The organism is Pseudomonas hormoni (genome assembly GCF_018502625.1).
GTDB lineage: Bacteria > Pseudomonadota > Gammaproteobacteria > Pseudomonadales > Pseudomonadaceae > Aquipseudomonas > Aquipseudomonas hormoni.
This window is the reverse complement of the sequence record NZ_CP075566.1, coordinates 2,218,078-2,229,843: the sequence shown is the minus strand read 5'-3', so window position 1 is coordinate 2,229,843 and position 11,766 is coordinate 2,218,078. Positions and strand designations below refer to the sequence as shown.

General features: G+C 60.0%; 13 protein-coding genes. 7 read left to right on the top strand and 6 right to left on the bottom strand.

All coding sequences use genetic code 11. The features are described from left to right. Positions 1 to 25: 25 nt before the first annotated feature. Both KJF94_RS10435 and KJF94_RS10430 read right to left on the bottom strand, forming a co-directional pair. Positions 26 to 505, bottom strand: a complete 480-nt coding sequence (locus tag KJF94_RS10435) for a DUF934 domain-containing protein (RefSeq protein ID WP_214383131.1) — start codon at positions 503 to 505, stop codon at positions 26 to 28. Continuing rightward, positions 502 to 2,175 carry a nitrite/sulfite reductase gene (locus KJF94_RS10430; RefSeq protein ID WP_214383130.1) on the bottom strand — a complete coding sequence of 558 codons (1,674 nt, stop codon included), beginning with the start codon at positions 2,173 to 2,175 and terminating at the stop codon, positions 502 to 504. Before KJF94_RS10430 ends, KJF94_RS10435 begins: the two co-directional genes overlap by 4 nt. Positions 2,176 to 2,589: 414 nt before the next feature. Between KJF94_RS10430 and ccoN the strand changes: the two genes are divergently transcribed. Continuing rightward, complete coding sequence (gene ccoN / locus KJF94_RS10425) at positions 2,590 to 4,017, top strand: cytochrome-c oxidase, cbb3-type subunit I (protein WP_214383128.1); 1,428 nt, start codon at positions 2,590 to 2,592, stop codon at positions 4,015 to 4,017. A 15-nt stretch (positions 4,018 to 4,032) separates the two neighbouring features. Next, positions 4,033 to 4,254 (top strand): cbb3-type cytochrome c oxidase subunit 3, encoded by a 222-nt coding sequence (locus KJF94_RS10420; protein WP_214383126.1) that lies wholly within the window; start codon positions 4,033 to 4,035, stop codon positions 4,252 to 4,254. A 169-nt stretch (positions 4,255 to 4,423) separates the two neighbouring features. On the opposite strand, the gene KJF94_RS10415 is transcribed toward KJF94_RS10420, so the two are convergent. After that, the gene (locus KJF94_RS10415; protein ID WP_214383124.1) at positions 4,424 to 4,918 is read right to left on the bottom strand and encodes a hypothetical protein; all 495 of its coding nucleotides are present in this window, start codon (positions 4,916 to 4,918) and stop codon (positions 4,424 to 4,426) included. A 139-nt stretch (positions 4,919 to 5,057) separates the two neighbouring features. Between KJF94_RS10415 and KJF94_RS10410 the strand changes: the two genes are divergently transcribed. Then, a complete protein-coding gene (locus tag KJF94_RS10410) occupies positions 5,058 to 5,750 on the top strand; it encodes an aspartate/glutamate racemase family protein (RefSeq protein WP_214383122.1) in 693 nt (230 codons plus the stop codon). Here the strand turns inward: KJF94_RS10410 and KJF94_RS10405 are convergent, their stop codons facing one another. The 3 genes from KJF94_RS10405 to KJF94_RS10395 form a co-directional block, all read right to left on the bottom strand. Beyond that, on the bottom strand, positions 5,751 to 6,272 hold the full coding sequence (locus KJF94_RS10405; protein ID WP_214383120.1) for a GNAT family N-acetyltransferase: 522 nt from the start codon (positions 6,270 to 6,272) through the stop codon (positions 5,751 to 5,753). It lies immediately after the preceding gene. Between the two features lie 184 nt (positions 6,273 to 6,456). Then, on the bottom strand, positions 6,457 to 7,437 hold the full coding sequence (locus KJF94_RS10400) for a LysR family transcriptional regulator (RefSeq protein WP_214383118.1): 981 nt from the start codon (positions 7,435 to 7,437) through the stop codon (positions 6,457 to 6,459). A gap of 206 nt (positions 7,438 to 7,643) precedes the next feature. Beyond that, complete coding sequence (locus tag KJF94_RS10395; RefSeq protein WP_192416476.1) at positions 7,644 to 8,084, bottom strand: carboxymuconolactone decarboxylase family protein; 441 nt, start codon at positions 8,082 to 8,084, stop codon at positions 7,644 to 7,646. Between the two features lie 205 nt (positions 8,085 to 8,289). On the opposite strand from KJF94_RS10395, the gene pdxR reads away from it, so the two are divergent. The 4 genes from pdxR to KJF94_RS10375 all read left to right on the top strand — a co-directional run bounded on the left by pdxR (position 8,290) and on the right by KJF94_RS10375 (position 11,672). After that, positions 8,290 to 9,723: a MocR-like pyridoxine biosynthesis transcription factor PdxR gene (pdxR, locus tag KJF94_RS10390; RefSeq protein WP_214383116.1), complete on the top strand. Its 1,434-nt coding sequence runs from the start codon at positions 8,290 to 8,292 to the stop codon at positions 9,721 to 9,723. A 123-nt stretch (positions 9,724 to 9,846) separates the two neighbouring features. Next, positions 9,847 to 10,140: a putative quinol monooxygenase gene (locus KJF94_RS10385; protein WP_214383114.1), complete on the top strand. Its 294-nt coding sequence runs from the start codon at positions 9,847 to 9,849 to the stop codon at positions 10,138 to 10,140. 191 nt (positions 10,141 to 10,331) lie between these two features. After that, a complete protein-coding gene (locus tag KJF94_RS10380; RefSeq protein WP_214383112.1) occupies positions 10,332 to 10,742 on the top strand; it encodes a cupin domain-containing protein in 411 nt (136 codons plus the stop codon). Between the two features lie 219 nt (positions 10,743 to 10,961). Then, positions 10,962 to 11,672, top strand: coding sequence for an ATPase (locus KJF94_RS10375; protein ID WP_214383110.1), 711 nt, complete (start codon positions 10,962 to 10,964; stop codon positions 11,670 to 11,672). Positions 11,673 to 11,766 lie beyond the last annotated feature (94 nt).

Sequence of the window (11,766 nt, the reverse complement as noted above, 5' to 3'; positions counted from 1 at the left end):
GCGGCGGCGATCTTTTGATCGGCTCTTATCGCCGCCGGAACAACGGACGCGGCTCGATCACGGAACGCCCATACAGCACGCTCATGCCCGCCAACCCCTTGAGCGCATCTTCAGCGGACTTGTCTTCGCGCACCGCAAAGCTGTCGAAACCGCATTGGCGCATGTGGCTGAGCTGATCGCGCAGCACATCGCCGACCGCGCGCAATTCGCCGCTCCAGCCCAATCGGGTGCGCAACAGGTACGCCTGGCTATAGGCGCGTCCATCCCGGAAACTCGGGAAATCCAGGGCGATCAGCGGCAGTTGAGCAAACCACGGCTGGAGGCGCTCCACTTCATCGTCCGGGCCCAGCCAAACCCCATGCGGTTGCGGGTCTTCCAGCCAACACGACAGCGGCACAATCACCGGGCCTGTTGGCCATCCAGCATCGAGGTCCCTGATCAATGTCCACGGATCGTCAGTGACAATCCGCGCCTCACCCGCTTCCAGCCGCAGCAAATTGTTCATGCCGACCCCTCCAGCACCTTCGGATAAACCGCTTCCTTGAACGGCTCCAGACCGATGCGCTGCAAGGTGTCGACGAACAGTTCTTCGCTCTCGCGGTAGCGCGCGAATGTGGCGATGATTCGCTCGATGACGTCGGGCACTTCGGCGGCGCTGAAGGACGGACCAATGACTTTGCCCAGCGCACTGTTCTTGCCCTGCGCGCCGCCCAGCGTGATCTGGTACCACTCGCTGCCGTTCTTGTCGACGCCGAGAATGCCGATGTTGCCGATGTGGTGATGGCCGCAGGCGTTCATGCAACCGGAAATGTTGAGGCTGATGTCACCCAGGTCATGCAGGTAGTCCAGGTCTTCAAAACGCGCCTGAATGCCTTGCGCGATCGGGATCGACTTGGCGTTGGCCAGGGCGCAGAAGTCGCCGCCGGGACAGGCGATGATGTCGGTCAGCAACCCGACATTGGCGCTGCCCAGCCCGTGTTCGCAGGCCAGACGCCAGAGGGTGGCCAGGTCTGCTTTTTGCACGTCCGGCAGGACGATGTTCTGCTCATGGGCAATGCGGATTTCGCCAAAACCGAACCGCTCGGACCACCCGGCGACGGCGTCCATTTGCTCCCCGGTAACGTCACCCGGCGGTGAAGCGATGCCCGGTTTGGTCGACAGCACCACACTGGCGTAGCCCGGCACCTTGTGCGGTTGGACATTACGCGACACCCAGCGGGCGAATGCCGGGTTCTCGGCCAGGCGCGTGCCGAATTCCAGGTCAGTGTTGGACAACGAACGGTAATCCGGTGGCACGAAGGCACTGGCGACACGCTCGTATTCAACGCCGGTCAACTGTGCCGGGCCGTCCTTGAGGTGCTGCCACTCTTCCTCCACTTCCCTGGCAAAGGCTTCGATGCCGAGCGCCTTGACCAGAATCTTGATCCGCGCCTTGTACTTGTTGTCGCGCCGGCCGTGGCGGTTATAGACCCGCAGTACTGCCTCGACGTAGGACAGCAAGTGCTGCCACGGCAAACCTTCGCGAATCTGCAAACCAAGAATGGGCGTGCGTCCCAGACCACCGCCAACGATGACCCGCAGGAGCATTTGTCCGTCGGCGCCGGGGTAAAGATAGAGGCCGATGTCATGCATCATGATTGCCGCACGGTCCTGTTCGGCCGAGCAGATGGCGATCTTGAATTTGCGCGGCAGAAACAGAAACTCCGGGTTGATGGTCGACCACTGACGCAGGATTTCCGCCAGGGGCCGCGGGTCGATCAGTTCGTCCGCGGCCACCCCGGCGAAGGCTTCGGTGGTGATGTTGCGCACACAGTTGCCGGAGGTCTGGATCGCGTGCATTTCCACCTCGGCCAGGCGTTCGAGGATCTCCGGCACCTGGGCCAGTTCGATCCAGTTGAACTGCATGTTCTGCCGGGTGGTGAAGTGGCCGTAGCCGCGGTCGTAATCCCGGGCGATGCTCGCCAGCGTACGCATCTGCCCGGCGCTGAGCGTGCCGTAGGGAATCGCCACCCGCAGCATGTACGCGTGTTTTTGCATGTACAGGCCGTTCTGCAAGCGCAACGGCAGGAATTCTTCTTCGCTCAACTCGCCCGCCATAAAGCGTTCGACCTGATCGCGAAACTGCGCAACCCGCTCGAAAACCAGCGCCCGGTCATAGTCGTCGTACTGATACATGTGGCTACCTCATCAGGAATGATCGGGCTCTGCGGCTGGCGCCGGTCAAGATGCAAACCCTGTGGGAGCGAGCCTGCTCGCGATAGCGCACTGACAGGCAGCACATGTATTGAATGTGCAACCGTCATCGCCGGCAAGCCGGTCTCGCTCCCACAGGGTCAGCGTTTGCCGGATCCGGCTCTGTGGCTCGTTTGAGGTGTCGACTATGAACCTGTGGCGCAGCGCGTTACAGATCCACCTGAACACTAAAAAACCGTATCAGGTTGCGTCAGATGACCGCAGGCAAGCCCTGGATCTGATCCGTATAAACTCGGTTTTTCTGAGTCTGTTTTGTTTAAGGCAGGGTTTCTACAGTGGGGTTGCATGCCAGTCCGGGTGGTCTGGCAAGACTTTGCAACCGTGGAAGCATTGACCATGAGCACAGCAACAATCGGACAGGCCTATAACTACAAGGTCGTCCGCCAATTCGTCGTGGCAACCATTGTCTGGGGCGTCGTGGGGATGGCGATGGGGGTGTGGATCGCCTCGCAACTGGTGTGGCCCGAGATGAACCTCGACCTGCCGTGGACCACCTTCGGCCGGTTACGACCGCTGCACACCAGCCTGGTGATTTTCGGCTTTGCCGGCAGCGCGCAGTTCGCCGCCAGTTACTACGCGGTGCAGCGTACCTGCCAGGTGCGGCTGTACTCGGACACCCTCGCCGCGTTCACGTTCTGGGGGTGGCAATCGGTGATTGTGGTGATGCTGATCACGTTGCCGCTGGGCTATACCACCACCAAGGAATACGCCGAGATCGAGTTCTCCGGCGCGGTGTGGATGACCGTGGTCTGGGTGGCGTACGCCATCGTGTTTTTCACCACCGTGGTGCAACGCAAGACCAAACACATCTACGTCGGCAACTGGTTCTTTGGCGCGTTCATCGTGGTCATCGCGATGCTGCACGTGGTCAATCACCTGTCGATTCCGGTGGGCTGGTTCAAGTCTTATCCGGTCTATTCCGGGGCCACCGACGCCATGGTGCAGTGGTGGTACGGGCACAACGCGGTGGGTTTCTTCCTGACCACCGGGTTTCTGGGAATGATGTATTACTTCGTGCCGAAACAGGTCGGGCGGCCGGTGTATTCCTATCGCTTGTCCATCGTGCATTTCTGGGCGCTGATTACCCTGTACATCTGGGCCGGCCCGCACCATTTGCACTACACGGCACTGCCGGACTGGGCGCAGTCGCTCGGCATGGCGATGTCGCTGATCCTGCTGGCGCCGAGCTGGGGCGGGATGATCAACGGCATGATGACGCTATCGGGCGCCTGGCATAAGTTGCGCACCGACCCGATCCTGCGTTTTCTGGTGCTGTCGCTGGCCTTCTATGGCATGTCGACCTTTGAAGGTCCGATGATGGCGATCAAGACCGTCAACGCCCTCTCCCACTACACCGACTGGACCATCGGCCACGTGCACGCCGGCGCCCTCGGCTGGGTGGCGATGATCACCTTCGGTGCGGTCTATCACATGATTCCAAAAGTCTTTGGCCGCGAGCAGATGTACAGCACGCCGTTGATCAACCTGCATTTCTGGCTGGCGACCATTGGCACCGTGCTGTACATCGCTTCGATGTGGGTCAACGGCATTACCCAGGGTCTGATGTGGCGCGCGATCAACGACGACGGCACGCTGACCTACTCCTTCGTCGAAGCCTTGCAGGCCAGCCATCCGGGGTTTGTGGTGCGCTTTGCCGGCGGCGTGTTCTTCCTCAGCGGCATGCTGCTGATGGCGTACAACGCCTGGCGTACCGTGCGGGTTTCCGACGTGGCGATGGCTGAACGTGAAGCGCAGATTGCCTGAGGCGAGGAGCTGGAAATGATCGAGATGGTGCTCAATGGTTTAGGCGTGGCGGGGCTTTGGCTGGCGGTCGAATATTGCCTGAAGCACCAGACGGCGCAGAGCCTGGAAGAGGCGAGCCTGATACCGTTTGCCGATGACCCGGAGGTGGCGCGGCGGGTGGAATTGGCGACGGGCAAAGTCGTGAAAGCGGTTGCGCCGGAAGTCGAGAAACCAGGCTGGGTGAATCTGGAGATTTGATGCATTCCTGTGTGGGAGCGAGCCTTTGTGGCGAGGGAGCTTGCTCCCGCCGGGTCGCGAAGCGGCCCCAAAAGCTTTGCGACTGCTTCGCAGCCGAGCGGGAGCAAGCTCCCTCGCCACAAAGGCTCCCTCACCACACAGGCTCGCTCCCACAGGGAATCGGGTGTCTTCAGCCGCGATCGCGAGGGATCAGGCTCTGTAACTGCTGCGCCAGAAAATTTGCGTCGAAGGCAAAGGTGTCCGGGTCTTTCAAACCATTGGTCTTGCGCCATTGCCAGTTGCTCGACGGCGGCAGGCATACCAGCGAAATGCTGCCATACCGCGCGGCGGTCAGGCCCATCACGGCCAGGGAAATCTGCCCACCCGCGCCCATCACATCCGGTACGAACTCCACCGGTTTGCCGGCGATCACGATACCGAGCTTCTCAGTCTTGAACGTCGACGTCTCGACCGGAACGCTGGGCCCCGAGGCCACGTAGGCCTCACGGCTCACTTCCAGCAGGTTCGGCGCCTTGACCGGTTCCAGCCATTGCTGGATCTGATCGAACAGCTCGCCAATGCGTGTCGCCCATACGGCCGACTGCGACTCGAACAGTTGTTTTTTGTGCGCTTCGCTGTCTGCGTAGTGGCGAAGCATTTCGCCCAGTTGCTGTACGTCGTCCATCGCGGTGTTCCTTTGGTTGAAGCAGTGCTGCGGACTTTGAGCATGGCAGATGCGCGCGCCGGCCGTACAAGTCAATTGCACAGGCGGTCACATCACGGGACACTCGCGGCTCAGGGGCAGCCATCAACAGGAGCACGCCATGCGCACCATCGGCCTTATCGGCGGGATGAGCTGGGAGTCCAGCGCCGAGTACTACCGCCTCATCAACCAACAGGTACGCGACCGGCTCGGGCCGTTGCGTTCAGCGAAATTGCTCATGTACAGCGTCGACTTCGGGCCTGTCGAACAGGCTCAGCATGCCGGGCGCTGGGACGATGCGGCATTGATCCTGGTGGACGCGGCGCGGCGGCTTGAAGCGGGTGGTGCCGATTGCGTGGTGCTGTGCACCAACACCATGCACAAGGTCGCCGGGCAGATTCAGGCGGCGATCAGTATTCCGTTCCTGCACATCGCCGACCCGGCGGGTCAGGCGGCTGTCGAGGCGGGTGCGCTGAAGGTCGGATTGCTGGGTACAGCGTTCACCATGGAACAGGACTTCCTCAAGGAACGCCTGATGTCGATGGGGCTGACCGTTCTGGTGCCGGAGGCCGAGGAGCGTCAGGCCGTGCACCGGATCATTTACGACGAACTGTGCGTCGGGGTGATCAGCGAGGATTCACGCCGGATTTATCAGCAGGTCATTGAATCCCTGAGCCAACGCGGCGCTCAGGCCATCATCCTTGGCTGCACGGAAATCAGCCTGCTGCTCAAACCCGAGCACAGCGCCCTGCCCCTGCTCGACACCACCGAACTGCATGCGCAGGCGGCGGTGGCGTTCGCACTGGCGCAGTGATCAACCGGCCTTGGGCGTGCGCCGCAGACGCGCCATGCTCAAGGTATCCACCAGCCTTCCGTCACGCACGGCGTAGTCACGAAACAGGCCTTCGGTTTCAAAGCCGAACTTGCGGTACAAGCCGATGGCCGCTTCGTTGTCGGCGTACACCGAAAGCTCGACCCGTTGCAGGTTCATCCAGTTGTCGGCGATGTCCAGCACGGTCGCCAGCAGCTTCGAGCCAACCCCCTTGCCCTGCCACGCGGGCAAGACGCCCATGCCGAAGCTGCCGGCGTGACTGCGACGGATCCGCGTGAACTGCTCCAGGCCGATGCTGCCGATGACCTGCTTCTGATGCAGCGCCACCAGTTTTATGTCGCGTTCGTTATCCGTCGCCAGGCGTTTGCGCCAGACTTCTATGGATTGAAACGGCATTTGCAGGACCTGCCGGGTAACGGCCGGCTCGTTGTAGAGCGCGGTGATGCCTTCGAGATGGGATTCGTTGAAGCGTGCGAGGGTGATGGCAGTGTCAGTGGCGGGCATGGGTGATTCATCCTTGAGACAAACATGGCCGCTCACTCTACAACGCAATCTTCCAACATGGCGAATACCAATGTGGGAGCGAGACCGGCTTGCCGGCGATGGCGGTGTGTCAGTCGCATTAAAGTTGGCTGACACACCGCCATCGCTGGCAAGCCGGTCTCGCTCCCACATTTTTGGGCGGTGCTCAGCTCTCGAACCACTCCCGGCGCTCATTGAACGTGTTCTGGATAAGCTCGACGATCATCTGCACCTGCGCTTCGCCCTCGGACTGCGCATTAACCGCCATCCACACCTCACGCTGCATCGGCTGGCCAAACAGCCCCGGCAACGCGATGAGACCGCGGTCAAAGCGGCTGATGTAGCCTGGCAGCAAACCGATGCAGGCGCTGCAACGAATCATCTCCAGCAGCAGTTCATAGGAATGCAGCTGCACGACACCGGCCAGGCGCTGGTCTACCAGCGCATTCCACGGCACGAAATTCTCGACCTGACGGTGAGACTGCCATTGCACCAACAGGAAATCGGCGAGGTCCTCGAGGCTGTCCGGGCGCGACGCCGTCCGTGAATAGCGCTTGGCGATGTGCGGCTGGTAGTCAAGCCGCGCCAGGCGCCGGGGCTCGCTGACCGCAAAACTCGGGCCCGGCAGCGGCGATTCGGTACCGGCCAGCCACACCACCACATCGGCGCTGACGGCTTGCAGCGCCAGTTCGCTGTCGAGAGTGATGATGTCCAGGCGTACGCTGGCGTTGCGGCGCAACAAGGCCACCAGGTCGCGACCGAGAATGTCGTGCAGGATCGATTCGGCAACAGCCAGGCGCACCAACGGTTGCTCGATCACCGGCAAATCGCGCTCATGAGCCAACGCAATCAACTGCGCCTGAAGCTGCAAGCCTTCACGGCTAAGGGCCATGCCACTGTCGCAATGACTAAACAGCGAACACTGCAATTGCGCTTCGAGCTGCGCCAGTTGTTTGCGCAGCAAGGTTGCCTTGATGTTGAGGCTGCGCGCCGCCTGCATGAAACAACCACAGCGGGCACTGACCGTGAACCCCAGAGCCAGTTGCGGATCAATCGCCGTGGCCTGCGCACGCCAGGACGGTGAGGTTGCTACCGGCAAACGGTACTCGTCGGGGCTTTGGCGCCCTGTGGTTTCCATGAATGACATCGATGACTCCCTGTCGATATGTCCTTTGAAAACCTCATCCTGCGCAACGTTCATGAACCTGCTGTGACAGCCGGGTTGTGATTCGCTTTCGTAGGAGCCAGGCTTGCCGGCGAGGGCGCGCTGAAGGACGCCTTCGCCGGCAAGTCGGATCGCCGCACCGCTGGCTCCTACAGTGAAATTTATCCATTGAATGATCGGCACTAGCCTCAAGCACTGGGCGTTTGTCGAAAACTCACGGCCAGGCGATTCCAGCTGTTGATGGTGGTGACGGCGATGGTCAGGTCGACCATCTCGCTTTCACTGAACTGCTCCCGGGCCTGGGCATAGACGTCATCGGGCACATGGCTTTGCGAGAGCAAGGTGACCGCCTCGGTCCAGGCCAGCGCCGCGCGTTCCCGTGGGTTGAAGAAGCCACTGTCGCGCCAGACCACGATTGAATACAGGCGACGGTCGGTCTCGCCGAGGCGCCGCGCATCCACCGAATGCATGTCGGTGCAAAAGGCGCAGCCATTGAGCTGCGAGGCGCGGATCTTGATCAGGTGCAGCAGCGCCGGCTCGATACTCAGGTTACTGGTCAGCGCCTCCATGGCAATCATCGCTTTCATCGCTTTGGGCGACGCGCTGTAGTAATCCAGACGGGAAGTCATGGCGTGCCTCGTGGATTGATAGATGCTTTTAACGTTAGGCGCTGATGCGCAAGCGTTACAGATCCAATTCAGCGAAATTCCGGTGGACCACCGCACAACAGGCCAATCCGCGGTTTTTCATCCGCGCAACTTCTGCGCAGCGGTGCTTGCGGGTAATCTGGCGCCACGCACACGCGCCCCAACCGCCACAAGGAGCCCCGTCGGTATGGAACTTCATGTTGTCATCAACGGCCGCAAGGACCTGGCGGGCCAGTTGTACAACCAACTGCGCAGCGCCATCGAATCCGGCCGTCTGGCAGCCGGGACGCAACTGCCGCCCAGTCGATTGCTGGCCGAACAGCTGGGCATCTCGCGCAAGACCATTTCCGACACCTACGCGCAACTGACCTATGAAAACTTCCTCACCGGCGTGATCGGCAAAGGCACCTACGTCAATGCCCGGACCGCAAAAGCGCTGCCCAAGCAAAGCCATTCGCAGTTGGCGAGCGCCGAGGTCATCGAGTCGTGGCGCAACCTGCCGGTGTTTTTGCGTCATCCGACGCTGGAAGGTTCGCTGCGCTATGACTTCATCGGTGGCGCCACCAGCAAGGCTCAGTTCCCGCAGGACGATTGGCGGCGCTGCACCTCTCACGCCTTGCGTCAGATGACCGGTTCGAAGGGTTTCTACAGCCTGCCCGAAGGTCTTCCGGCACTGCGCAACGCGATCGCCCGGCATATCGCATTTTCCCGTGGCGTGAACTGTCAGGACGAAGACGTGGTGGTGTGCAACGGCGCGCAACAGGCGCTGGACCTGATCTCCCGCGTGATGACCCGCCCCGGCAGCATCGTCGCCATGGAAGACCCCGGCTACCCGCCCGCGCGCCTGCTGTTCGGCAGCCACGGCGCCACGGTGATCGGCGTGCCGGTCGACGCCGAAGGCATTCAGGTCGACAAAATCCCCCTCGGTACGCAGCTGATTTATGTCACGCCGTCGCATCAGTTTCCGCTGGGCATGCCGATGAGCCAGGCGCGGCGAGTGGCATTGCTGGAACGCGCGTATGAGCTGGGCGCGATCATCATCGAGGACGATTACGACAGCGAATTCCGCTATGAAGGCCGGCCCACCGACTCCCTGCAAAGCATGGATGAGCGCGGGATCGTGGCCTACGTCGGGACCTTTTCGAAAACCCTGCTGCCAGAGTTGCGCCTCGGTTACGCGATTTTGCCGCCAGCGATTCTCGAAGCGGTGATCCAGGCCAAGCAACTCACCGATCGGCATACCTCCACCCTGCCCCAGTGGGCGCTGGCCAAGTTCATCGCCGAAGGCTGCCTGCTCAAACACGTTCGCCGTTGCCATATGATCTACGCCGGGCGTCGTGAGCGAATCCTGACGCGTGTTGCGGGTGACCTGTCCCCTTGGTTCGAAGCCATCCAAAGCACCGCCGGGTTTCACATGGTGCTTATGTGCAAAGTGCCTATCGATATGCCGCTGGTGATCGAACTGGCGAAAAAGGTCGAAGTGGGACTGTATTCCATCGAAGACTTCTACTATCAACAAGCGCCACAGGCCGGGCTTCTCATGGGCTTTGGCGCCATTGAAACCCTCGACATCGACACCGCCCTGGACCGTCTGCGGGACATTTTGCAGCAGGTCGCCTGACAGATTGGTCTGGGTTTTTATCCGGCGATTGGCTATTGGCGGTCCCAAGGTGCGGGCCTATCCTGCATAAGCGTTATCCCTCAATGAGCAGGATTCGTCCGGCCTGATTCAGGAGTGTGAGCAATGTCCAACGAAGTGATCAATACCGTAAAGGTGCAGGCCGCCGCCGGCCGCTCGGACGAACTGGGCAGGCAACTGCAAAAGATTGTCGAAACCCTGCGTGAACAACCGGGCTGCGAATCCTATATGGTCGACCGCTGCCCCGAGGACAGCAACCGCTGGAACGTCAGCGCCCGCTGGCAATCGGAAGCAGCCATGCAGATGCATTTCAACTGCCCTGAAGTTCAAGGCTTCATCGGCCTTATCGACAGTCGACTGGCCAACGCCGTCGACTTCAACACCTTTCCTATCGTCTAGAAAGTTTGGTCCCGGCTTACGGTCACTCCTGCAGGGCAATGGGTACCCCTGCAGGAGCGGCCGCAAGCCGGGATCTTCACGTATCAAAGCCCCCGATTGGTCCCCTGGCCTTCTCGTAAATTGGCTGTTTGATTGCCGTCACTGGCGGACTAACGTTGTTCCTGACAACTAACCACCGCAGGTGATGAATCATGAGAGCTTTGCGTTTACTTGCTGCCCCGCTTGCCGTCTTCGCCCTGACCGTATCTGCCTCGGCATTTGCCCACGACCCCTCGGAAAAAGTCACGATCCTGCAGGACGAAGTACTCAAGAACGTCCCGGGTAAAAAGGCGCTGATGATCGAAGTCGATTACAAGCCCGGCCAGTCCTCCATCGCCCACAAACACGAAGGCACGGCCATGGCGTACGTGCTTTCGGGATCGATCGTTTCTCAAGTGAAAGGCGAGCAACCGAAAACCTACAAGGCCGGCGAGTATTGGTATGAACCGGCCGGGTCGGAGCATCTGGTCTCGAAAAATGCCAGTGCGACCAAGCCGGCCAAACTCCTGGTATTCATGGTGTTGTCCCCCGACGAAAAAGTGTTGATCCCATTGGAAAACTGATGGCTGAGCGTACAGCCATAAATAAACAGGCCCGACTCTCAAGTTCGGGCTTTTTTATTTCCCTGCGCAATTAAACGCAACGATTTAAACCAAACAAAAACTATTGGCCACCTGATAAGTGCGGTTATTGGCTATTTCATTCAGTGCCGACAGGTTTAGTCTGAAAACACCGCCGGCTCGCTCGGCAACTAACACTCGTTGTTTCACTGGAGAAACACCATGAAACTTGCACTTGTCAGTACCCTGACGATAGCCGCTGTTTTAACCGGATGTTCAATTCCCACCGCTCCGACGGCTACTTCTTCACTGGACGGCATTTTCAGCGAGCCGGTCGGCCGCAGCAGCGCTACCCATGTCGCCAGCGGCCGTCATGTATCGCTGGGCATCGTTTACAGTCGCAACACCCAGACCAACCGCGCCTACCTTCAGGATTACCAGGCCAATGCCGGCACCGGTTTCGGCCAGAGCCTGCTGGTGCAACCGATTCATGATGCCTACGTTGCCACCTCCAGGCCCGACATGGCGGTGGATTGGGTCAAGGCATCCTTGCAACGTCAGTTCGGTTCGGTAACGGTGTACCCGGACATGCAAAGCCTCAGGACCGCGAAACCGGACATGGTGGCGATTGTCGACACCCGCAGCCAATTGATCACCTCGCGCAGTTCGGACGTCGAGGCGGATGTGAGTGCGGTTTTTTATGACGCCAACTTCAATTACATCGGTACTGCACAAGGGCATGACGCCAAAGCACTGAGTCCGCTGTGGGCGGATTACAAACGCAGCGAAGAGATCGTGGCGGATATTAACGAACAACAGAATGTGCAAGTTCGGGCATTGCAGAAGTTTGACCAATCACTCAGTAATTTATTGACTGGGCCGACAGATAAAGTGTCGATGGTTGATAACACATCCATTCGGAAGTTGTATTGATATCAACGGCCTCTTCGCGGGCAAGCCTCGCTCCTACAGGTTTTATGTCGTTTTGGGGTATGTGTACGACACAAACCTGTAGGAGCGAGGCTTG